Here is a 23,550-nt window from a genome sequence, read left to right as displayed (position 1 = left end):
ATGGTGTTCATGACGATCCGGCTTCCCTGTGAAGGCACGACATTGCTCACATTGCTTCCAGTATTATTTAGCCAGCTCGGGTGCTGGCTTTTTTTTTGCCTGTCGGAAATTAGCGTGAAAAGGTAGAAAACGGCAGTAATAGCGTATAGGTAGCTAAATCTCACACCAAATTTAAGGCGAGATAAACCCTTTCAAGTCCCTCAAGATCCCCGCAATTTCCAATTTACGCCGATGGATTTTATTTTTCCTGTGTTGTAGCGCGACTATGAAAAATAAAATTAATTTCGTGTCGGGATTTAATAATAAATATATTCGATAAGTTGTTTATTTTATTATGATAAGTTTCATTTTTTGAAAACATGAAGTGTTAGCGCTTCATTATTCCCTGTTGTGTTGGGGTTAAGTGTGATTATTATATTATCCATCAGTGTGAATGTGCTGCTAAATTTAATTTTTACCATTGTCTCATATTTGAGATTTTTTGTCTTATATGTGGATCTTGATAATGCATTTTACGAAGAATAATATCCTGCGAAGTTATTATCAGGATTAATTACATGCAAGACGAAAGAAGCGAAAATAAAAAGTCAGGAAAAAAAACGGCTTTATTCATTTTACCTGCGGCCCTCACTATTTGCCTGGTCACATTTTTTTTATGGACCTATGTGGGTAGTCATACAGCAACAACAGAGGATGCCTACGTGGAGGGTAATCTTGTTCAGGTTACTAGCCAGGTGGGAGGCACTATCACCGATATCAAAGCTGACAATACGGATTATGTTAAGCAGGGTGATGTAGTCGTTGCAATAAACCCAATTGACACCAAAGTTCAACTTGATAAAGCCAAAGCTCAGCTCGCCAGCACAGTACGAGCTGTCCGAAATCAGTTTTCCAATTTGCAGCAACTTGCCGCAGCTATCGAAGTGAAAAAAGCTGACTATAACAAGGCTACTGCGGATTATCGCCGTCGTTCAGGTCTAAGTAAAAGTATGGCTATTTCTGTCGAAGACATGAACCATGCTAGCGACGCTGTTAATGCGGCAAAAGCAGCAGTTAAAGTTGCAGAAAGCCAATATAATGCAGCACTGGTATATACATCCAATACCACACCGGATTCTCACCCTGATGTGCTGGCCGCCGAAGCTGTTTTTCGACAAGCCTGGCTCGACTGGAACAGAACGAATGTCATTGTACCCGTCAGTGGTGTTATTGCTCAGCGTAGTATTCAGGTTGGACAGCATATTTCATCTGGAAGTACCTTGATGTCAATTATCCCTCTGGATTCAATCTGGGTTACAGCCAACTTCAAAGAAACACAACTCGGAAATATCAAAGTAGGCCAGAATGTCACGCTTACGTCTGATGTATACGGAAGGGGCGTTCAATATAAAGGAAAAATTCTGGGGATCGAGCCAGGTACTGGCAGTGCTTTTTCATTGCTGCCTGCCCAGAATGCTACAGGTAACTGGATTAAAGTCGTGCAACGCATTCCTGTCAGAATTGAGTTAGATAAAAACCTGTTAAGCCAATATCCTCTGCGCCCTGGTCTATCAATGAAAGTAAAAGTAGACACCAGCAGTGTCGGGACTGGGGAAATTCGACCTTATAACGTGAAGACTCAGAAATGGAAGACTGATGTATATAACAATGAAGATGTAAAAATTGATGAGTTAATTAAAAAAATTGTGAAAGAAAATGAATAATGAAAGTTGGTTTGTCACCCATCCAGTAAGGCAAAAAGTGCTGTTGGTTACTATATTTTTGCTGACAACCTTGGAGTTTCTCCAGGCTGGAATGATCGCATTTGCGGCTTCGCCAATCATGGGCGAAACCGGTACGTCACCGGAAGAGTACAGCTTTATTACAGCCACCTATGCCTGTGTGGCGATTATGATGATCTCAAAACAACGATGGATCGTTGAAAGAACCGGATGGCGTCTCTATATATGGTCTTCACTGATTGTTTTTATCACTGGAGCCCTATTCTGTGCTGAGAGTAGTACATACCATGCTTTCATGACGGGACGAGTTATAATGGCAATAGGTGGAGCCTCTTTTATGACGGGGGCCAGAGTGCTTGTGAATTTATTACCTCCCAGCCCATTACGTTTTAGCGGTATTAAATACTTTGCAACTGGCTTAGCTGTTGGTACTGCTTTATCACCCTGGCTTGCATCACTGTCAGTGAGCGAGGATACATGGGGTGCCATATTTTACATACTGATTGCAGTCGCAATTTTAACGTTTATTACATCGTCATTCTGTTTACCTGATTCATCTCCACCAGACAAGATGAAAAGCGATACCCATCCATTCCTCTTGATGTGGTTAGCTGGGGGGACGTTCAGCATTTTGTGGGTTTTTCAACGATCTAATTATAATTTCTTTAGTGATTCAATTATATTAATAACAATTCTTTGTACAGGGTTTACAGCACTTTTTTATTTTTTTAGAAGCATGTCTAAATATAATGGAAAACCGCTTTTAATGGTCAGGTTACTTTTTAGTAATAAAAAATATATCGCTGGAGTTGGTGTTTTTTCACTCTGCTACCTGGTGTTGGGTGCTAACAATTATATCATTCCACAGATATTACAGGCTGGGCTCGGTTTCTCCTGGATAACGATTGGAAAATGGCATGCAATAGGATTGTCTTCAGCATTGATTGCCTGGTTTGTTATGAGTTGGCTAATGCCAAAGAGGCCTTCATCTAAAAAATTCTTTGTCATCGGATTTCTGGCGTTGGCTGTCTATGGATGGATGATGAGGGGATTAACACCGACAGCAAACCTTATTACGGATATCTTGCCGGCACTACTGTGCAATGGCATTTTCATCATGCTAGTTATGGCGACAACGGCTATGCATACTTTCAGAGAAGTACAACATGATGAAACGGTTTTCTCACATGCACAGCAAGTTAAAAATATGATAGCTCAGTTCTTTATGGCTTTGGGTATAACCTTTGCCACACTGATGATGCAGTGGAGAACGACAATTCATTATGCTGTTCTCAACACCGATATAAAGAAGGATAATCCACTCTATCAGGATGTCCTGTTCCGTATTACGAATTTATATCAACATCATTTTTCGCTCAGTAAATCACAATCAATTGCATTTTCATGGATAGCCCAAGCAGTAAAACAGCAGGCAACAATACTTGCTGGTATGGATTATTTTACAATCATTACGGTTACGGGCATCGCGGGAATGCTTATCATGATTAAGCAGAATATTATGAAGTAGGAAAAAATGATTATTTATAACCCTGAAATTGTGTCGAAATGGATCGTTATTCTTGTGTTTTTAGTTGGAGGTATATTGAATACGATTGGAATTCAGTCTGTCAGAGATGAATTTTCCCGATGGGGATTAAATTCATGGATTAGGATAGGAGTAGGGCTTTGTGAACTGGTCATCGCAATTTTATTAATTATGAATGTTTGGGTTTCTCAAAACCTGATTTTTGCTGCATTAATTATGATTTTCGCGGTTCTTATTATCGCATATAATAGAGAGTATGCAAAAACATGCCTTCCTGCCGTTGTGTTGCTTGTTATCATGATATCTCTGTCATTACAATAATATAATGGTTTTTTGTTATGCCTTATGTCTCCCTATGTTTTATAAAATAAATAAAATTCTATATGTTTTAATTACATATTTCCATTCCTGTATTTTTCAAGAATAGAATTGATTTGTTCCTGGGAGTTCATGGCTAAATAACCTAAGAGGATAGATTTTTCATTTATTTCTTTTGCTCTGAGAATAAGCACTTGTGCACGTTTTTTTGTGTCAATTTTAAAATAACTCTTACTGGAGTGAGATAATGCGATGAAATATTTTTCACTCAGTCGATTGTTCTTTCCATAAAACTCAGTGATTATTTCTCCTGACAGAACGTAAATGAAAATTCGTTCGTTACTCTCGATGCCGAATTTTTTTATTTCTGTTAATGTGAAAATGTCTAGTCTGAATTCACCGAGGCCATTTTTTTGACCATCAATACATAATGTCTCATTGTTACTTTTAGGATGGCATTGAAATTTTTCAGTCCTGTAAGACATTTTTTTTAATGTTGAATGTGTGTTAAGCAGGATAGAAATTCCATGGACATAGCAATTTACAGAACTTACTCTCTCCTCATAAACAACGCCAGATCCTGAATTCATGCAAAATAATTCTCCTGGTGTTAACAACTGGGTGTCCTCACCGACACAGATAGACAGTGAACCCGTTGAATCTGGCAACAGTAAAGTAAGGCGGAGAACGCCAGCATGTGGTGAGGGCTGAAAAACTGGACCGGAAATGATAAATTCTTCGAATTTTATCAATGGATTAAGGTCGCATGCATCGTTCTTCAGGTCTATTAAGGCAGTCTCATAATGAGCGCTGTGGCGTTGGTTTTCAATATGAGTTATGGATACGATATCTTTTATCATAAAATAAGCCATGGGTAATTGTAGAATAATTATATATCCCAGCTTATTATTCTAAATAGTGTAAATTGAGATGCAGGGTATTATTTTTAGGACAGCATATGGATTTTAACGACCTTTATTTTTTTTACTTGATAGCTGAACATGGTGGCTTCACTGCTGCAGAAAGAGTTTCTGGGGTGACAAAATCCTTACTAAGCCGGCGCATTGCTAAACTCGAAGAAAGGACAAATGTCAGGCTAATTCAGAGAAACAGCCGTAGTTTCAGTCTAACCAGTGCAGGTAAGGTTCTGTTTGAGCATGCCGCGCAGATGGTTAAGGATGGCCAGTTAGCCTATGAATCTGTAAGCGAGCTCATTGCCGAGCCAAGTGGAACCATCAAGGTAAGTTGTCCTACCGTTCTGGCACAGTATAACCTTGCTCCTATATTACCTGGTTTTATGGCCAGGTATCCGAAAGTCAATGTTATCATTGATGCAACAGACCGGCATGTACAGATTATCGAAGAAATGTTCGATTTTGCGCTAAGAGCTAAGGCTAGCCTGGATGACGAACCTGGATTAATTGCCAGAACATTGGCAACATCGAGGCTTATTCTTGTCGCCAGTCCTGGTTTTTTAAATCATTATACTCTTCCTGAGTCACCTGATGATTTAGGAATGATGCCCACTATCAGTTCCGTGCTGGATCGTTACGAAGGTGAGCAAAAATGGAAACTCGTTAATACAGAAGGTACGGCTGTCATTATTAAACATCGGCCCGTACTTTATTGCTTAAATCCAAGAGTTCAGCTTGAAGCCGTCCTTCATGGCATTGGTGTAGGCCTAATCCCCGAATCGATAGCATTTCCTTCTGTTCGTGAAGGCAATCTCGTACAGATTCTAAATGAGTGGACTATATTTGACCATATTATTCATGCTGTATATCCCAGCAGAAAACATATGAATCCTGCTGTACGCGCATTTCTAGAATACCTTCTGACTCACCTACCAACTAATATGAAAAACGCACATTATGGTTCATCCTAAATTTGAGATGTAGCCTTCTATTTGTGATTATTGATCTAATGCGTTAGCTATTATAAATTTTACTCCGTAACGTAGTGTTACGAAGGAAAAGTTACTTTCTCGTTTGGTATTATTGATTGCCGGCGCCAGAGCCGGCTTTTTTTAATTCAAAGTGTATTTATACTGTTTTAAAGTAAGGAATAATTATGTTGAGATCTTTGGCTTTAGTTGGCTTGACGTTTGTTTCATCTATGTCTTTTGCTGCAGAGTTAGTGACGCATGAAGAAGTAGCAAAACTAAATCTTGTGAAAATTGAGACCATTTCAGTCGGCTCACGAGTCGGTGAGGATATAAAATCGCCAAGTGATGTCCGCAATAATGTTTTTTCTGAGAAAGCGGATGCCAAGGGTGGGAGTTATTACGAAGTCGTGTCCGTTCGTGAGCAAGGTCAAACACTAGTGGCAACAGCGATTGTTTATAAGTAACATATAAATTAATGCCTGAGGGCCATATTTATATTTTAAATCCCTCTACCTACCCTCAGGTACTATCTCATTTTTAATTAATATCTCTCTGTGTTTAAATTTAATATTTTTAGATTCTGTGGCTTTGTTGAATAAATCGAAATTTTGGTCAGCAAGCTGAACCAAGCACACCGCATTCCTGACGATACTCTGGTATCCCGTGGCAAAGAAAAAATTCAAAATTACCAGTTGAGCAACCTGCATACGCCATCCTGTTCTGATTTTTCGAACAGAGCGGTGAGTTTTTTGCGCTATCTTATTTGCCGCCGCCCGTTACACTTTCCTTATCAAAAACGCGGGAGGAAATAACATGATCTATTTACGTCAAGCGCAAGATCGCGGACATGCGAATCACGGCTGGCTCGACAGCTGGCACACGTTCTCATTTGCCGATTATTACGATCCTGATTTCATGGGATTTTCGGCACTGCGCGTCATTAATGAGGATTTTATTGAAGGCGGTCAGGGCTTTGGCACGCATCCGCATAAAGATATGGAAATTCTGACCTATGTATTGTCCGGTGCGGTTGAACATCAGGACAGCATGGGAAATAAAGAGCAGGTGCCAGCGGGCGAGTTCCAGATTATGAGTGCGGGCACGGGCATTCGCCACTCTGAATACAATGCCAGCAAAGACGAACAGCTGCACCTGTATCAAATCTGGATTATCCCGGAAAAAACTGGGCTGGCGCCGCGCTACGAGCAGAAGCGCTTTGATGTGCAGCAGGGGCGTCAACTGGTGCTGTCTCCAGATGCGCGTGAAGGCTCGCTGAAAGTCTTTCAGGACATGACGCTGTGGCGCTGGGCGCTGAAAGCGCAGGAGCAATCGGTGTACCAGATTCAGGCTGACCGCCGCGTCTGGGTTCAGGTAGTGCGCGGTACGGTAGAGATTAACGGCCAGAAAGCTGAAGCCAGCGATGCGTTTGCAGTGTGGGACGAAACGGCGATCTCCGTGCACGCCAGCGAGGACAGCGAAATCCTGCTGTTTGATCTGCCGCCAGTATAACGGCGAGTGAGAAAAGTGAAGAAGCCCGCGTAGGAAAGGACGCGGGCTTTTTATTTATCGCGGCCTGACGTCATCATTCAGATTCTGCCCCTTTGCCTTTACTTTCTTTATGCTTTTTTTGATAGACTTAGATTACTGTTTTTCAGGCATTTTAGTCGACGATGAAGAAAAAAAGACCCGTTCTCCAGGACGTTGCTGACCGCGTTGGAATTACCAAAATGACGGTAAGCCGTTATTTGCGTAATCCCGCTCAGGTATCCGCCGCGTTGCAGGAAAAGATCGCTATTGCATTGGATGAGCTGGGCTATATCCCCAACCTCGCGCCGAATATGCTCGCCAGCTCCACCAGCCGGGCGATTGGCGTGCTGCTGCCGTCATTAACCAATCAGGTTTTCGCCGAAGTCTTGCGCGGGATTGAACGCACGGCGGAAGCGCACGGCTACCAGACCATGCTGGCGCACTATGGCTATCATCCTGACAGAGAAGAACAGCGTCTGACCTCACTGCTGTCGTATCACATTGATGGGCTTATTCTGGCTGAACGTACCCACACGCCGCGAACGCGCCAGATGCTGGACGTTGCTGGTATTCCGGTCGTCGAGCTGATGGATTCCGTCTCTCCCTGTCTGGATATGGCCGTCGGCTTTGATAACGTTGAAGCTGCCCGGCAGATGACGTTGCGTATGGTCGCGCTGGGGCATCGTCATATCGTCTATCTCGGCGCGCGTCAGGATGAGCGTACGATTATGCGCAGCCAGGGCTACGAGCAAGCGATGTGGGAAAGTGGGCTCAAGAGCTATTGCGTGATGAGCGAGCGGGCGTCTTCCTATTCGCTCGGTGGCGAACTGCTGCGGCAGACGCAGGCGGAGTACCCACAGGTCGATAGCGTATTTTGTACCAATGACGACTTAGCCGTCGGTGCGATGTTCGAATGTCAGCGGCAGGGGCTGCGCGTGCCGGATGACATTGGCGTAGCCGGTTTCCACGGGCACGACATTGGTCAGGCGATGGTGCCGAAGCTGGCTAGCGTACTGACACCGCGTGAACACATGGGACGCGTCGGCACCGAACAACTGCTGGCTCGTCTGCGTGGCGAGCCAGTTACGCAGGATAGAGTCGATGTCGGCTTTACCGTGCTGGACGGCGAAAGCCTCTAAGCCGCTGTGTTAGCCTACCGCGCGTAGTGCGTCAACGCAGCGCTGCACGACCTCTTCCCGGGTGCCGTCAATATCGACTTTCAGGACATCCGGCTCATCGCTACCTGGTTCTTCCAGCGCATCGAACTGGCTTTTCAGTAGGTCTGTCGGCATGAAGTGGCCTGCTCTGGCTTTATGACGCTCCAGAACCAGCTCAAAGCTGCCTTTCAAATAGATAAACACCATCTTTTCGTTGCCTTCGCGCAGGCGGTCGCGATAACGCTTTTTCAGCGCGGAACAGACGATGATGCCGGTCTCGTTTTTGTGCGCCAGGCTGTAGGCAACATCGCTGAGTCGCTCCAGCCACGGTGCGCGATCGTCGTCATTCAACGGCGTACCGCTGGCCATTTTCTGGATATTCGCGCGCGGATGCAGATCGTCGCCGTCAATAAATTTTGCCTGAATGGCGCGGCCAAGTTCAGCGCCAACTGAGGATTTTCCACTGCCTGATACGCCCATCAGAATAATGCTTCGACCTGACATAATTTGATCTCTATCTCAAAATGTAAATTAAATGGTGTTTGATAGTTCCTGATTTTAACATGTTACCCGTATCATGTTACCGGTATCAAATGATGATGTGATGCATCTCACAAACAATTAGCCAACCCAGACCGAGTGCCCTAAAGAGATTATTAACGATGACAGAAATCACCTCCGCCTATAGCGCCAGTGTGTTGTTGACCATTGCCGCTGGTGCAGTCGCACTGTTACTGGTGCTGATTATGCGCTTCCGCGTCCACGCGTTTTTGGCGTTGACGTTGGTGAGCCTGATCACGGCGCTAGCGACGAAAACCCCTTTTGAGAAACTCGTTCCTACGCTGCTCAGCGGTTTCGGCAGTACGTTGGCATCTGTTGCCTTGCTGGTTGGTCTGGGGGCAATGATTGGTCGCCTGCTGGAAGTGACTGGTGGCGCAAATGTGCTGGCGGATACGCTAATCAATAAATTTGGTGAGAAACGTGCTCCTTTCGCGCTGGGTCTTGCCTCTCTGCTGTTCGGCTTCCCGATCTTTTTCGATGCTGGGCTGATCGTGATGCTGCCAATTATTTTCAGCGTGGCGAAACGTTTTGGCGGCTCAACGCTGACCTATGCATTCCCTGCTGCGGGCGCGTTTGCTGTTATGCACGCCTTGCTGCCGCCGCATCCCGGTCCGGTTGCGGCCAGTGAACTGCTGGGTGCCAACATTGGCCTGCTGGTACTGGTTGGTGCCGTGATTGCTTACCCTACCTGGTATCTGGGCGGTTATCTGTTCGGCCTGTGGGCAGGTAAGAAATTCCATTTGCCGTTGCCGTCTACCTTCCTGACCGAAGTCAAAGCGGATGAGAAGCATACGCCGCCGGCGTTTGGCGTGGTGATGTGGGTGCTGTTGCTGCCTCTGATCCTGATTTTCCTCGATACCGGGTTGAATACCCTGACAGTAATGGGCGTTATCAGCGGTGATAGCGGTCTGGTGCAGTTCCTGCGTATGTTAGGGAAAACGCCGATTGCGCTGCTGATTACGGTCTTGTTCGCCATGATTATGTTCAGCGGCCAGCATAGCCGTCGACACCTTGAGAAGATCTGTGAAGGCGCGCTGGGGCCGGTTTGTTCGATTATTCTGGTCACCGGTGCGGGCGGGATGTTCGGTGGCGTTCTGCGTTCCAGCGGCATCGGCGATGCGCTGTCTGGCGCGCTGGCGGATACCGGTATGCCGGTGATTGTGGCGGCGTTTGTGGTGTCTGCTGCACTGCGTGTGGCGCAGGGTTCTGCAACCGTAGCACTGACGACCACGGCGGCGCTGATGGCGCCGGCGGTAGCGGCGACCCCTGGCCTCAGCCAGTTCGATCTCTGCTTTATCGTGGTAGCGATTGCGGGCGGGGCGACCGTGCTGTCGCATGTGAACGACTCAGGCTTCTGGCTGGTTGGCCGTTTCCTCGAAATGGATGAGAAAACGACCCTGAAAACCTGGACGGTGATGGAAACGCTGCTCGGCAGTATCGCGTTCCTGATTGCGTTAGTGGGGAGTATTTTCCTCTGATGTGTTTAATCCCCCTCCTTATGGAAGGGGCTTTTAGTCACATTTTTTATGCCGATTAAGAGACAGTTTCGTGCGCGATAATGTCGTTATTTTCATGCTACTTCGTAGCACGCGCCCGACATGGGGCGGCTCAAACGCCGCTCGCCCCATGACCCCCTGGCTTTTGGCTAAATTATGCCGCTAGCGGTGCCATCGGCGTTCATGACCACTTTTCGAGCCGACTGTGACGCGCTCCCGGCGCGGCACAGTCTTTCGCGGCGTCCCTGCCGCTCACTCGGTGGTCATGCCCACCGCTGCATAATTTTCACGCCAGATAACGTCAACCCCATAATAATTTGCGCATTTATGTATAAGATACAAGGGGCACCGGAGCGGCTATAACTTCATGTAAGCACGCACGCCGTCGAGGAACATCTGCGTCGATAGCATCACCAGAATCAGGCCCATCAATTTCTCCAGCGCACTCACGCCTTTCTCACCCAGCAAACGCAAGAACACATCTGACATCAGCAGGATGATGAACGAAATCGTCCAGGCGATAAACAGCGCCAGCGTCAGGTGGGGTAGCTGATTGGGGTACTGGTGAGACAGCAGCATCAGCGCGGCGAGGATCGATGGCCCCGCTACCAGTGGAATCGCCATGGGCACCAGAAACGGTTCCTCTCCGGCAGGCAGGCCGCTGCTGTTGCCTTCCTGCGAAGGAAAAATCATACGAATCGCGATAAGGAACAGCACGATACCGCCGGAGATCGACACAGTTTCGGTGCGCAGATTCAGGAACGCCAGAATGTGTTCACCGGCGAACAGGAAAATCAGCATCAGTCCGAGTGCGATCAGCATCTCACGGATCAACACCACACGTCGGCGTTTGGGGTCGAGGTGTTTGAGTACGGACATGAAAATCGGCAGATTGCCGAGTGGATCCATAATGAGCAACAGCAGCACTGTTGCGGAGATCATTTCTGTCATTTTGGTTTTTTACTCCCGAAACCTTGTTTCCTGACCTGGGCCATCTTTACGGGCTGACCAACGTGATTATCCTGCGTCAGGTTGATGATATTAGAATGACTGCTGAAAAAGGGCGTACTATCGAATAAATTCACTTGCGACTTTATGTACATTTTGTAAGGTTGAATGACACGATTATTTACAGGTTTACGACACGACGCGCGCGACCTCTGCGGAAGATCACCGAGTCAGCAATCACTGAGCGCTATCGACGTTAGCCAGAATTCTTTTTGTTACCCCCAAAGCAGGACAGTTACCATGAAAAATGTTGGTTTTATTGGCTGGCGCGGTATGGTCGGCTCGGTTCTCATGCAGCGCATGGTGGAAGAACGCGACTTTGATGTGATTCACCCGGTATTCTTTTCGACTTCTCAGCACGGCGAACCTGCCCCGGCGTTGGGTGGTCATAAAGGCGTGTTGCAGGATGCTTATAATATCGATGCACTGCGCGCGCTGGACATCATCATTACCTGTCAGGGCGGCGATTATACCAATGAAGTTTACCCAAAGCTGCGTGAAAGTGGCTGGCAGGGTTATTGGATCGATGCCGCATCCTCGCTGCGTATGAAAGATGACGCGATTATTATTCTGGATCCGGTTAACCACGGTGTGATTCAACAGGGTCTGGATAAAGGCATCAAAACCTTTGCCGGCGGCAACTGCACCGTCAGCCTGATGCTGATGTCATTGGGCGGTCTGTTTGCGAACAATCTGGTGGAGTGGGTTTCTGCCGCGACGTATCAGGCAGCTTCTGGCGGCGGTGCGCGTCACATGCGTGAACTGCTGGCCCAGATGGGTTCGTTGCACGGTGAAGTGGCGAAAGAGCTACAGGATCCGGCCTCTGCGATTCTGGATATCGAACGTAAAGTGACAGCGCTGACCCGTAGCGGTTCGCTGCCGACCGATAACTTCGGTGTGCCATTGGCAGGTAGCCTGATTCCGTGGATCGACAAACAGCTGGATAACGGCCAGAGCCGTGAAGAGTGGAAAGGTCAGGCGGAAACCAACAAGATTCTTAGCACCAGCAGCGTCATTCCTGTTGACGGTCTTTGTGTACGCGTCGGCGCACTGCGCTGCCACAGCCAGGCGTTCACCATCAAACTGAAGAAAGACGTGGCGCTGCCGGAAATCGAGCAACTGCTGGCAACCCACAACGACTGGGTGAAAGTGGTGCCGAACGATCGCGATATCACCATGCGTGAACTGACGCCTGCTGCGGTAACGGGCACGCTCTCCACGCCGGTGGGTCGTCTGCGTAAGCTGAACATGGGGCCGGAATACCTGTCCGCCTTCACGGTCGGCGATCAGCTGCTGTGGGGAGCCGCTGAACCGCTGCGCCGTATGCTGCGCATCCTGCTGTAGTTATCTTGATGTAGTTATATTGCTATAGTTCTCGTGCTTTTCTGGCGCAACATCGGTTGGTGTTGCGCCACATTTCTAAGATTGGCTCCCTTCTATTCGTCGCGTCTTCGGCAATTTTTACTCGCTTATTTTATCTCTATCAGAGCTTGGTTTTGAGGGATTGCCGTATCGCGTTTATTGCTGAAATTAACGCCACATTGCTGTCGAATGACAGTAAATAAATCTATAATATTGGGTGTTAAGTGCGTTTATACGGGATAACTCACAATATGATAGATTTATCCATGAGTAAATCTGACGAGATCGTCAAACTGCTCTGTGAGCGACTGCGTAAGGAGCGGTTATCACAGCAGATGACCCAGTCAGACGTGGCTGCTCGGTCAGGCGTTGGCGTCAACACCGTGTCCAATCTGGAGTCTGGACGTAATGTCGGGTTTGAGAATGTGGTCAGAGTGGCGATGGTTCTTGGACGAGGCAATGAGCTAGCGACTCTGTTTATGCCAAAAATAGACAGCCTTGATGACTTGCTTCGCTACGAAAAAAACGCCACCCGCCAACGTATAAAAAGGAGTTCTAACGATGGTGAGTAAAGTTGACGTGTACTACGAGGGATGGGGGGAGCGCTGGCAATGGGGAACGCTGGTCTCTTCTACCGCGCTGACTGGTCGCCCACTGATTATGTTTGAGTACAGTGAGGAGGCCATGCGTCGTGGGCTAGAGTTGTCGTCCTTAAGATTGCCCCTGAAAGGACCAAAGCTATCCCGAGACTTTCCCTCACATCAACTGGGTTTGCCGGGACCTGTCTATGATTCGCTTCCTGACGGTTGGGGCATGTTACTGATGGATCGTCTGTTCAGGCTCCGTGGCCTCAATGCTGCGCGTATCGGTCCTTTGGAACGGCTGACCTATATCGGCAGTAATGCGATGGGAGCGATGTCGTTCGACCCTTCCCAGCCTGAAGCTGCTGCGGTGGTTGAGGATATTCCGCTTGCTCAGCTGTCTGCAGAAGTTCAGGAAGTGCTAGAGGGGGAAGGCGGGGCGTTCCTGCAAAGGCTATTGCAGATGGGGGGATCGCCTCAAGGAGCGAGGCCCAAAGCGCTGTTGTATCGTGACCCAGGAGCCAAAACATTTACGACATCTGCTGCATCGGATCTGGAGGCCTGGCTGTTTAAGTTTCCGGCAAGACAGGAACATCCGGAAGTTTGTGCTATCGAAGCGGTCTATGCGCAATGCCTGCGAGAATGTCATATCCACACGCCAGACACAGAATATTTTGAGTTGCCCAACGGACAGGCGGCGTTTGCCAGCAGGCGATTTGACCGACAAAATGGCTTACGTATCCCGATGCAAAGTCTGGCTGCTTTCACTGGGGCAAACTACCAGAGTCCTGGCTCGTTGGACTACACGAATTTTCTGCGCGCAACTCAGCTATGCACCAATGATGTAAGGGAAAAAGAGCTGGCTTTTGAACGGGTTGTCTTTAACGTTATTTTCAATAACCGGGACGATCATCCGAAGAATTTCGCTTATATCATGTCATCGACCGGTCAGTGGCAACTAGCACCAGCCTATGATGTCACCTACTGCGAAGGTCCGGGAGGATATCATCAAATGGACGTGATGGGAGAAGCGTTAGAAATCTCTCGGAAATCGCTCCATAAACTCGGTGTGCAGGAAGCTGACCTGACATCCTCACAGGTGGATCTCATCATAGAGAAATACGGCGAGGTCGCCGCCAGTTTCGCGAAGAGAGCTGCAGATAGCTTCCCTGGATGCATCACGCAGGATACGCTCCGTACTATTCAGGATCGTATCAACGACAATATTCGTTGCTTGCAGAAACGTTGACGTTATGGCTTGTTGCAGATTCATGCTGTGTTTAATCTGCAACATCCAATCCGCAACGCCTTTATGTCCCCATCACGCCACGCTATCCAACTGTTTCAATGCCTGACGGGGTGAGATCAGTGGGACGCGCACTTCGACCCGAGTGAATTTATCCGCTTCGCTGACTACCGTGATGCCATAGCGGTTGCCGTAGCGTGCTTTGATGCGACGGTCGACCAGATTCATACCTAGCCCATCGCCACCGCTGCGGGGCTGATAGGTGCCAGCGTTATCTTCTACGGACAGTTCCAGCGTGTTGGCGTGCAGGCGTCCGCTGATATGGATGTGCCCGCTTTCAATCATCTGTGAGATGCCGTGCTTAATCGCGTTTTCGACGATGGGTTGCAGGGAAAACGCGGGTAACCGCGCCTCACGCAGCTCTTCCGGCAGCGAAATGTCTACGGTCAGGTGATCGGCAAAGCGCGCCTTTTCGATTTCGAGATAGGCGTTAACGTGCTCCAGCTCGTCATTAAGCGACACTTCATCGTTGCTGCGCTTGAGGTTTTTACGGAAAAACGTCGATAGAGACAGCACTAACTGGCGAGCGTGGTCAGGATTGCGTCGTATCACGGCGGACAGCGTATTGAGCGCGTTAAACAGGAAATGCGGGTTGACCTGCGCGTGTAGCAGCTTGATTTCCGACTGGGCCAGCAGCTGTTTCTGCTGTTCAAAACGGCCCGTCAGAATCTGTGCGGAAAGCAGGTGCGCGATCCCTTCCCCGAGCGTACGGTTAATGCTGGAAAATAGCTTATTCTTGGGCTCATAAAGCTTGATCGTGCCGACAACGCGCTGATCTTCGCCACGCAGCGGGATCACCAGCGTGGAGCCGAGTTTGCAGTGTGATGAAACTGAACAGGTATAAGACACCTCGTTGCCGTCGGCGTACACCACCTGATTGTTGTCTATCGCCCGACGGGTGTGTGATGACGTGATAGGTGCCCCGACATTGTGGTGGTCGTCGCCCAGTCCGATGAAGGCTAGCAGTTTGTCACGATCGGTAATGGCTACAGCACCCACGCCTAACTCTTCATACAAAATACGGGCGACGCGCATACTGTTTTGTGGGTTAAACCCCTGACGCAGCGCCCCTTCAGCGCGGGCGGCGATTTGCAGCGCCTTGGCGGAAAACGCGGAGGTGTATTTTTCAAAAATGGCGCGTCTGTCGAGCAGGATGCGCATGAACATGGCGGCACCGATGGTGTTGGTGATCATCATCGGTAAGGCGATATCTCGAACCAATTCAACGGCATTATCAAACGGACGGGCGACCAGCAGGATAATCGCCATTTGCAGTATCTCCGCAACCAGCGCGGTCAGGCCGACGGCGAGGGGTTGAAACAGCAGGTCGATGCGGTTGCGGCGTGCCAGATAGCGGTGTAACAGCCCGCCGAGCAGGCCTTCGGCAATCGTCGACAGCATACAGGCCAGCGCGGTCATGCCGCCCATCGAATAGCGGTGTAATCCGCCCGTTAATCCGACGAGAAAGCCGACGGAAGGGCCGCCCAGCATGCCGCCGAGCACGGCGCCCGTCGCGCGGGTATTGGCAATAGAATCGTCTATATGCAGGCCGAAATAGGTTCCCATAATGCAAAACACGGAAAAAACTAGATAGCAGACCAGCTTGTGCGGCAGGCGGATGGTGACCTGCATCAGCGGGATAAAAAGCGGTGTTTTACTGAGCAGATAGGCGATAACCAGATAAACGCACATCTGCTGTAAAAGGGAAAGAATCAGATCAACCTGGCTAACCATGGGCGGGGTCTCTTCACGCACAATTTGCAACATACATAATCGCCAAATTGTACTGCTTTTTGCTCGCGGACGAATCGATCTTTAAACAAAAGATGCTAATTATCCCGTGTCATAACTTATTCATATAAATATAAACGGAAAAATTTCATCCGTTCTCGGATATTTCTGCGTTCTTTGACTACGCTGAATTAGGGGGCGTGGTTCAAGAACTCTTTCATAGTATTCATTATTTTTACACGTCGCCGTTATTCATTAGCAAGCTAATAACCCGTTATTTTTATTGGTTTTTTGTTAAAAATAAGTAACGGGAGAATATAAGCGCAACGTAATGCGTTTTTTATATTACTTATTTATTTAATTCAAATGGTTAATCAGAGGATGGATACCATGTCAGCGTTTTCTGAGGCGATTAATTCACTTATTTCCGGGCACTATGCCGACCCGTTTTCGCTGTTAGGTATGCATCATTCCTCCAAAGGTCTTGAAGTTCGTGCACTGCTGCCGGATGCGCAGGCAGTCTGGGTTGTGGATGCCAGCAATGGACGAAAAATGTGTCGAGCTGGAACGTATAGACGAACGCGGTTTTTTTTGTGGTCTGGTGCCGCGCCGGAAAAATGCCTTCCGTTATCAACTGGCCGTGACCTGGGGTGAAGAAACCTGGGTGATTGAAGATCCTTACCGTTTTGGCCCGCTGTTGCAGGATATGGATATTTGGCTGTTGGCTGAAGGTACCCACCTGCGACCTTACGAGCGGCTAGGTGCCCATCTGGAAACGCTGGACGGCGTTGAAGGCACGCGCTTTGCCGTCTGGGCACCGAATGCTCAGCGCGTTTCCGTGGTGGGGCAGTTCAACTTCTGGGATGGCCGACGTCACCCGATGCGACTGCGACAGGAAAACGGTATTTGGGAACTGTTTCTGCCCGATGTGAAAGCGGGACAGCTCTACAAATACGAAATGATCGACAGCCACGGCAACATCCGGCTGAAGGCCGACCCGTATGCGTTTGAAGCGCAGATGCGCCCGGATACCGCATCGCTGATTACGCCGCTGCCTGAGAAAGTCCCGACCAGCGACGCCCGACGTGAGGCGAACGGCCTGCGTTCACCGATCTCCATTTATGAAGTTCATCTCGGTTCCTGGCGGCGGCATACGGATAACAATTTCTGGCTGAGCTATCAGGAATTGGCGAATCAACTGATTGATTATGTGCAGTACATGGGCTTCACGCACGTGGAGCTGATGCCGATTAACGAACATCCGTTCGATGGTAGCTGGGGCTATCAACCGCTGGGGCTGTATGCGCCAACGCGCCGTTTCGGCACTGCATCGGAGTTCAGAGCCTTTGTTGATGCGCTCCATGAGGCGGGCATCAACGTCCTGTTGGACTGGGTGCCGGGGCATTTTCCCGGCGACGAATACGGTTTGGCACAGTTTGACGGCACTGAGCTGTATGAATACGCCGATCCGCGCGAAGGCTATCATCAGGACTGGAACACGCTGATTTATAACTATGGCCGCCATGAAGTGCGTAACTATCTGGCGGGCAATGCGCTGTTCTGGATGGAGCGCTATGGCATCGACGGCCTGCGGGTCGACGCCGTGGCTTCCATGATTTACCGCGACTACAGCCGCAGCGAAGGCCAGTGGGTGCCGAACCATTACGGCGGCAAAGAGAACCTCGAAGCCATCTCGTTTCTACGCTACACCAACCACATGTTGGGTCATGCCGCGCCCGCGGCGATCACGCTGGCTGAAGAGTCCACCGATTATCCGGGCGTCACGCTGCCGCCGGACTGCAACGGTTTAGGGTTTAACTACAAGTGGAATATGGGCTGGATGCACGACACGCTGGCCTATATGCAGCTCGATCCGGTTCACCGTAAATACCATCACGATTTGCTGACATTCGGCATGTTGTACGCCTATAGCGAGAATTTCGTGCTGCCGCTGTCTCACGATGAAGTGGTGCACGGCAAGCACTCGCTGCTGGATCGCATGCCGGGCGATGTCTGGCAGAAATTTGCCAATTTACGCGCGTATTACGGCTTTATGTGGGCGTATCCCGGCAAGAAGCTGCTGTTTATGGGCGGCGAATTTGCGCAAGGGCGTGAGTGGAACCACGATGCCAGTCTGGACTGGCATCTGCTGGATGAACCGGAAGGCTGGCACCGCGGCGTGCAGACGCTGGTGCGCGATCTCAACCACTACTATCGGCAGCAGCCGTCGCTGTATCAGCTGGATTTCCAGCCGCAGGGCTTTGAATGGCTGGTGGTGGATGACCGGGAAAACTCAGTCTTTGCCTTTGTCCGGCGTGATGAGCAAGGCAATGAAGTGCTGGTGGTCAGCAACTTCACGCCGGTGCCGCGTTACGGCTATCGGATTGGCATCAATCAGCCGGGCGGCTGGCGGGAAGCGATCAACACGGATTCGGTTCACTACAACGGTAGCGATGCGGGCAATATCGGGACGATTTACAGCGAGGAGCAGGCCAGCCACCAGCGCCAGCATTCTCTGGTTCTGACCATTCCGCCGCTTGCCACGCTGTATCTGGTGAAGGAGACGTAAATGGCAGAATTGCAGACGGGCAAACCGACGCCGCTGGGAGCCAGTTTTGATGGACAGGGCGTGAATTTCGCCCTGTTTTCGGCAGATGCAGAGCGGGTTGAGCTGTGCGTGTTTGATGAACGTCAGCAGGAACAGCGCATCGAACTGACCGCACGCAGCGGCGATATCTGGCATGGCTATCTCCCCGATGCACGGCCGGGGCTACGCTACGGTTTCCGGGTCGATGGGCCGTTTGAACCGTCGCAGGGTTTGCGCTTCAATCCGCATAAACTGCTGTTGGATCCGTGCGCGCGCCAGCTTGACGGCTGGGTGGTGGATGACGTTTGCCTGCAAGGCGGGATTGATCAACGTGATGAGCGCGATAGCGCTGGCATCATGGCGAAGTGCGTCGTTACGGCTGAGGATTACGACTGGCAGGATGACCAGCATCCACAAACGCCCTGGAATCAGACGGTGATTTATGAGGCGCATGTTCGCGGGCTGACGCAACTGCATCCCGATATCCCCGAAGATATTCGCGGTAGCTATGCGGCGTTAGGCCATCCGGTGATGATTGATTATCTGACGTCGCTGGGTGTGACAGCGCTGGAGCTACTTCCGGTGCAGCAGCATGCCGATGAACCTCGGCTTCAGCAACTGGGGCTGCGTAATTACTGGGGCTATAACGTGCTGCTGCCGTTTGCCGTAGATAACAGCCTGGCCGCGGGTGACGATGCGTTGAATGAATTTCGCGATGCGGTGAAGGCGCTGCACAACGCGGGTATCGAGGTCATTCTGGATGTGGTGTTTAACCACAGCGCCGAGCTGGACGTTGAAGGGCCAACGCTGTGCCAGCGCGGTATCGACAACCGTAGCTACTACTGGCTGGATGACAACGGCGAATACCATAACTGGACCGGCTGCGGCAATGTGCTGCGCCTGAATCATCCGGCGGTGATGGATTGGGTGATGGACTGCTTGCGCTTCTGGCGCGAGGTCTGCCACGTTGATGGTTTCCGCTTCGATCTGGCAACGGTGCTGGGGCGTACCCCGGATTTTCACGCCGATGCGCCGCTGCTGTCTGCCATGAAAAATGATAGCCGCTTACAGGGCTGCAAGCTGATCGCCGAACCGTGGGACATCGGGCATGGCGGTTATCAGCTCGGTCAATTCCCGACACCGTTTGCCGAGTGGAGCGACCGCTACCGTGACGATATGCGCCGCTTTTGGCTGCATGGTGACATTTCTCTTGGCGCATTCGCCCGCCGTTTTGCTGCCTCCAGCGACATCTTCCAGCAGCGTGACCGCCTGCCTTACGCCTCTATCAACAAACTGACGGCCCATGACGGCTTTACGCTGCGCGATCTGGTGAGTTTCAACCACAAGCACAATGACGCCAACGGCGAGGGCAACCGCGACGGCACAGGTAGCAATTTCAGCAATAACCACGGCACGGAAGGGCTGGAAGCCGATGACGACATCCTTCAACGCCGACTGGCCAGCCAGAAGGCACTGCTGACGACGCTGATTCTGTCGCAGGGAACGCCAATGCTGCTGGCGGGCGATGAACTGGGACACAGCCAGCAGGGCAACAACAACGCCTACTGTCAGGACAACGAATTGACCTGGCTGCACTGGGAAAATGCGAATAGCACACTGCGTGAGTTTGTCGCCGGATTGATCCAGTTACGCCGCACGATTCCGGCATTACAGCAGGAAACGTGGTGGCAAGAAGGGGATGGCGCGGTGCAGTGGCTGAACCGAGAAGGGCAGCCTTTGACGCCGCAGCAATGGGAGCAAGGGGAGCATCAGCTACAGATTTTACTTTCCGGTCGTTGGCTCGTGTTGTTTAACGCCAGCCTACATGCCGGTGCATTCATTTTGCCAGAAGGCCACTGGCAGGTTTCACCGCCGTTTGATGAGACGAATCCGCCTGAGGGTGGAGTTTGGCACGGACAAGCGCAGGCGGTAGGCGTCTTGATAAAACAGACCGCCTAAGCGCAAGCCATTAAAAGAATAATCAGGAGATAGCCATGGTGAATAACGACAAGCATGACCCTCTGATGTTGGCAAGACAGCTCCCTTTGAAATCCGTGGCATTAATTTTGGCCGGAGGCCGTGGAACGCGACTGAAAGGGCTGACGGCGTTGCGTGCCAAGCCCGCCGTCCATTTTGGCGGCAAATTTCGCATTATTGATTTCGCGCTCTCTAACTGCCTGAATTCCGGCATCCGCCGTATTGGCGTGATTACGCAATACCAGTCGCATACGCTGGTGCAGCACATTCAGCGCGGCTGGTCATTTCTGAACGCAGAAATGAACGAATTTGTCGATTTGCTTCCTGCGCAGCAGCGCCATTCGACCGATCACTGGTATCGGGGAACGGCGGATGCGGTTTGTCAGAATCTCGACATCATTCGGCGCTATCGTGCGGAGTATGTGGTGATCCTCGCAGGCGATCACATCTACAAGATGGACTACTCACGCATGCTGATCGATCACGTGGAGAAGGGGGCGGAATGTACCGTCGCCTGCTTGCCCGTACCGATAGAAGAAGCCAGCGCCTTTGGCGTCATGAGTGTGGACAAACAGCATCGCATCCTCGATTTTGCCGAAAAACCGGATAACCCGACGCCGATGCCGGATAACCCCGATATGGCGCTCGCGAGCATGGGGATCTATGTTTTTAATGCGGACTATCTTTATCAATTACTGGAAGCGGATCGTAACGCGACGGATTCTGCCCACGACTTTGGGCAGGACCTGATTCCGAAGATTGTCTCGCAGCGTCTGGCCTGGGCGCATCCTTTTACGCTGTCGTGTGTCACGTCGGGCGAAGATGAACACCAGTATTGGCGGGATGTCGGCACGCTGGAAGCCTACTGGCGCGCCAATCTCGATTTGGCGTCCGTTACGCCGGAGCTGGATGTGTACGATCGGCACTGGCCGATTCGTTCCGCGATTGAATCGCTGCCGCCCGCCAAATTTGTTCAAGACCGTTCCGGCAGTCATGGCATGACGATGAACTCGCTGGTATCCGGGGGCTGCATCGTCTCCGGTTCTGTGGTCACGCATTCCGTGCTGTTCCCGCGCGTGCGGGTGAATTCGTTTTGCAGTATCGATTCGACGGTGATCCTGCCGGATGTCAACGTGGGGCGCTCCTGCCGTTTACGCCGTTGTGTCATCGATCGTGCCTGCCACTTGCCGGAAGGCATGGTGATTGGTGAAAACGCGGAAGAGGATAGCCGCCGTTTTTACCGTTCAGAAGAGGGGATCGTGCTGGTCACGCGATCAATGTTGGAAAAGCTGTAAACACCATCGGAACAAAACGGGAGTAATAATGCGGGTCTTACATGTTTGTTCGGAGCTATTTCCACTATTGAAAACCGGTGGACTGGCGGATGTGGCTGGTGCGTTGCCCGGCGCGCAGATTGCGGCGGGTATGGATGCCCGTGTCATCCTGCCTGCCTTCCCCGATCTGAAAAAAGGCATCGCCAACCTACAGGTCGTGCGTGAGCTGGATACCTTCGCGGGACACGTCACGCTGCTGTTCGGCCATTTTAACGGCGTTGGTATTTATTTGATTGATGTGCCTGAGCTGTATGAACGCGCGGGCAGCCCTTATCACGACCCGGCGCTTTATGCGTATGCCGACAACTACCTGCGGTTTGCGCTGCTGGGGTGGATGGGATGCGAAATGGCAGGCGGGCTGGATCAGTATTGGCGACCTGATGTTGTGCATGCCCATGACTGGCACGCGGGGCTGACCTGCGCCTATATGGCGGCGCGCAACCGTCCGGCGAAATCGGTCTTTACCGTTCACAACCTGGCCTATCAGGGGCTGTTTGATGCCCGGCATATGCCGAATCTCCAACTGCCGAGCGAGTTCTTTCAGGTGTACGGGCTGGAGTTTTACGGCCAGATTTCCTATCTCAAGGCGGGGTTGTACTACGCTGACCATATTACGACCGTGAGCCCAACCTACGCGCACGAGATTACGCTGCCGGCTTATGGCTACGGTATGGAAGGCTTGCTGAAAACGCGGGAAGAAGAAGGACGGCTGTCCGGCATCCTCAATGGTGTAGACGAAACGATTTGGAATCCGGCACACGATCCTTTACTCACCAGCCATTACTCCCGAGATGCTTTAGCGGACAAAGCCGCAAACAAGCGGCATCTCCAAACGGCGATGGGCCTGAAGGTGGACGACAAGGCACCGGTTTTTGCCATCGTCAGTCGCCTGACCAGTCAGAAAGGGCTCGATATCGCGCTAAGTGCGGTGCCGGATCTGCTGGAACAGGGCGGACAGTTGGTGGTGCTAGGCGCAGGGGATGCGGATTTACAGGAGGGCTTTCTGGCGGCTGCGGCGGAATATCACGGTCAGGTTGGCGTACAGATTGGCTATCACGAGTCCTTCTCGCACCGCATTATTGGCGGCGCGGATGTCATCATGGTGCCGAGCCGATTTGAGCCTTGCGGGTTAACGCAGCTCTACGGCCTGAAATATGGCACGTTGCCGCTGGTGCGCCGAACTGGCGGGCTGGCGGATACGGTATCGGACTGTTCGCTGGAGAATCTGGCGGATGGGCTGGCAAGTGGGTTCGTCTTTAACGATTGCAGTGTGGGATCGCTATCCCGCGCGATTCGTCGTGTGTTTGTGTTGTGGTCCCGACCCACGTTATGGCGCTATGTGCAGCGTCAGGCGATGGCGATGGATTTTGGTTGGCAGGTTGCTGCTCAGGCTTATGGTGCGCTCTATCAACGCTTGTATACCCACTAGTTTTCCTGCTGCGCGTCATCCTCG

Annotated in this window: 18 protein-coding genes and 1 pseudogene; 15 read left to right on the top strand and 4 right to left on the bottom strand. The window is 50.6% G+C overall.

Features of this window, described 5'->3' with window-relative positions:
• The first annotated feature begins 557 nt into the window (after nucleotides 1-557).
• The 3 genes from HP572_RS18455 to HP572_RS18445 are packed head-to-tail and all read left to right on the top strand — an operon-like array spanning nucleotide 558 to nucleotide 3,588.
• Nucleotides 558-1,703, top strand: coding sequence for an HlyD family efflux transporter periplasmic adaptor subunit (locus HP572_RS18455; protein ID WP_240583973.1), 1,146 nt, complete (start codon nucleotides 558-560; stop codon nucleotides 1,701-1,703).
• Nucleotides 1,696-3,249: an MFS transporter gene (locus HP572_RS18450; protein ID WP_240583972.1), complete on the top strand. Its 1,554-nt coding sequence runs from the start codon at nucleotides 1,696-1,698 to the stop codon at nucleotides 3,247-3,249. Before HP572_RS18455 ends, HP572_RS18450 begins: the two co-directional genes overlap by 8 nt.
• A 6-nt stretch (nucleotides 3,250-3,255) precedes the next feature.
• Nucleotides 3,256-3,588, top strand: coding sequence for a DoxX family protein (locus HP572_RS18445; protein WP_240583971.1), 333 nt, complete (start codon nucleotides 3,256-3,258; stop codon nucleotides 3,586-3,588).
• Between the two features lie 71 nt (nucleotides 3,589-3,659).
• Here HP572_RS18445 and HP572_RS18440 read toward each other — a convergent pair whose 3' ends face one another.
• Nucleotides 3,660-4,445, bottom strand: coding sequence for a pirin-like C-terminal cupin domain-containing protein (locus HP572_RS18440; protein WP_240583970.1), 786 nt, complete (start codon nucleotides 4,443-4,445; stop codon nucleotides 3,660-3,662).
• A 98-nt stretch (nucleotides 4,446-4,543) separates the two neighbouring features.
• On the opposite strand from HP572_RS18440, the gene HP572_RS18435 reads away from it, so the two are divergent.
• From HP572_RS18435 to gntR, 4 genes are all read left to right on the top strand, one after another.
• A complete protein-coding gene (locus tag HP572_RS18435; protein ID WP_240583969.1) occupies nucleotides 4,544-5,470 on the top strand; it encodes a LysR family transcriptional regulator in 927 nt (308 codons plus the stop codon).
• A 185-nt stretch (nucleotides 5,471-5,655) separates the two neighbouring features.
• The gene (locus tag HP572_RS18430) at nucleotides 5,656-5,934 is read left to right on the top strand and encodes a DUF1471 domain-containing protein (protein ID WP_095700839.1); all 279 of its coding nucleotides are present in this window, start codon (nucleotides 5,656-5,658) and stop codon (nucleotides 5,932-5,934) included.
• 349 nt (nucleotides 5,935-6,283) lie between these two features.
• Nucleotides 6,284-6,979, top strand: coding sequence for a pirin family protein (locus HP572_RS18425; protein ID WP_240583968.1), 696 nt, complete (start codon nucleotides 6,284-6,286; stop codon nucleotides 6,977-6,979).
• A gap of 161 nt (nucleotides 6,980-7,140) precedes the next feature.
• Entirely contained in the window at nucleotides 7,141-8,136 is a 996-nt protein-coding gene (gene gntR / locus HP572_RS18420) for a gluconate operon transcriptional repressor GntR (RefSeq protein WP_205552175.1), read from the top strand.
• A gap of 9 nt (nucleotides 8,137-8,145) precedes the next feature.
• On the opposite strand, the gene HP572_RS18415 is transcribed toward gntR, so the two are convergent.
• A complete protein-coding gene (locus tag HP572_RS18415; RefSeq protein ID WP_205552173.1) occupies nucleotides 8,146-8,658 on the bottom strand; it encodes a gluconokinase in 513 nt (170 codons plus the stop codon).
• Between the two features lie 158 nt (nucleotides 8,659-8,816).
• On the opposite strand from HP572_RS18415, the gene HP572_RS18410 reads away from it, so the two are divergent.
• Nucleotides 8,817-10,193: a GntP family permease gene (locus tag HP572_RS18410; protein WP_010277889.1), complete on the top strand. Its 1,377-nt coding sequence runs from the start codon at nucleotides 8,817-8,819 to the stop codon at nucleotides 10,191-10,193.
• A gap of 375 nt (nucleotides 10,194-10,568) precedes the next feature.
• Here HP572_RS18410 and HP572_RS18405 read toward each other — a convergent pair whose 3' ends face one another.
• Nucleotides 10,569-11,162, bottom strand: coding sequence for a YhgN family NAAT transporter (locus tag HP572_RS18405; protein WP_010277887.1), 594 nt, complete (start codon nucleotides 11,160-11,162; stop codon nucleotides 10,569-10,571).
• Nucleotides 11,163-11,459: 297 nt separating this feature from the next.
• On the opposite strand from HP572_RS18405, the gene asd reads away from it, so the two are divergent.
• The 3 genes from asd (at nucleotide 11,460) to HP572_RS18390 (ending at nucleotide 14,411) form a co-directional block, all read left to right on the top strand.
• Nucleotides 11,460-12,563: an aspartate-semialdehyde dehydrogenase gene (gene asd / locus HP572_RS18400; protein WP_039277647.1), complete on the top strand. Its 1,104-nt coding sequence runs from the start codon at nucleotides 11,460-11,462 to the stop codon at nucleotides 12,561-12,563.
• A 269-nt stretch (nucleotides 12,564-12,832) separates the two neighbouring features.
• Nucleotides 12,833-13,153 (top strand): helix-turn-helix domain-containing protein, encoded by a 321-nt coding sequence (locus tag HP572_RS18395; RefSeq protein WP_205552169.1) that lies wholly within the window; start codon nucleotides 12,833-12,835, stop codon nucleotides 13,151-13,153.
• Nucleotides 13,143-14,411: a type II toxin-antitoxin system HipA family toxin gene (locus HP572_RS18390; protein ID WP_240583967.1), complete on the top strand. Its 1,269-nt coding sequence runs from the start codon at nucleotides 13,143-13,145 to the stop codon at nucleotides 14,409-14,411. The genes HP572_RS18395 and HP572_RS18390 overlap by 11 nt, the downstream gene beginning before the upstream one ends.
• A gap of 72 nt (nucleotides 14,412-14,483) precedes the next feature.
• Here HP572_RS18390 and HP572_RS18385 read toward each other — a convergent pair whose 3' ends face one another.
• Nucleotides 14,484-16,202 carry a sensor histidine kinase gene (locus tag HP572_RS18385; protein WP_240583966.1) on the bottom strand — a complete coding sequence of 573 codons (1,719 nt, stop codon included), beginning with the start codon at nucleotides 16,200-16,202 and terminating at the stop codon, nucleotides 14,484-14,486.
• Between the two features lie 387 nt (nucleotides 16,203-16,589).
• Between HP572_RS18385 and glgB the strand changes: the two are divergent.
• The 4 genes and pseudogenes from glgB to glgA all read left to right on the top strand — a co-directional run bounded on the left by glgB (nucleotide 16,590) and on the right by glgA (nucleotide 23,526).
• A pseudogene (glgB, locus tag HP572_RS18380) lies at nucleotides 16,590-18,768 on the top strand (1,4-alpha-glucan branching enzyme).
• The gene (gene glgX / locus HP572_RS18375) at nucleotides 18,769-20,745 is read left to right on the top strand and encodes a glycogen debranching protein GlgX (protein WP_240583965.1); all 1,977 of its coding nucleotides are present in this window, start codon (nucleotides 18,769-18,771) and stop codon (nucleotides 20,743-20,745) included.
• Nucleotides 20,746-20,780: 35 nt separating this feature from the next.
• Nucleotides 20,781-22,058 (top strand): glucose-1-phosphate adenylyltransferase, encoded by a 1,278-nt coding sequence (gene glgC / locus HP572_RS18370; RefSeq protein WP_039498123.1) that lies wholly within the window; start codon nucleotides 20,781-20,783, stop codon nucleotides 22,056-22,058.
• A gap of 28 nt (nucleotides 22,059-22,086) precedes the next feature.
• Nucleotides 22,087-23,526 carry a glycogen synthase GlgA gene (glgA, locus tag HP572_RS18365; RefSeq protein WP_205552160.1) on the top strand — a complete coding sequence of 480 codons (1,440 nt, stop codon included), beginning with the start codon at nucleotides 22,087-22,089 and terminating at the stop codon, nucleotides 23,524-23,526.
• Nucleotides 23,527-23,550: the final 24 nt, after the last annotated feature.

Origin of the sequence: Pectobacterium sp. PL64, from assembly GCF_022477975.1 — a bacterium.
Taxonomy (GTDB): domain Bacteria; phylum Pseudomonadota; class Gammaproteobacteria; order Enterobacterales; family Enterobacteriaceae; genus Pectobacterium; species Pectobacterium jejuense.
Note: the sequence above shows the minus strand (reverse complement) of the source record. Positions and strands in the feature narration are given on the sequence as shown.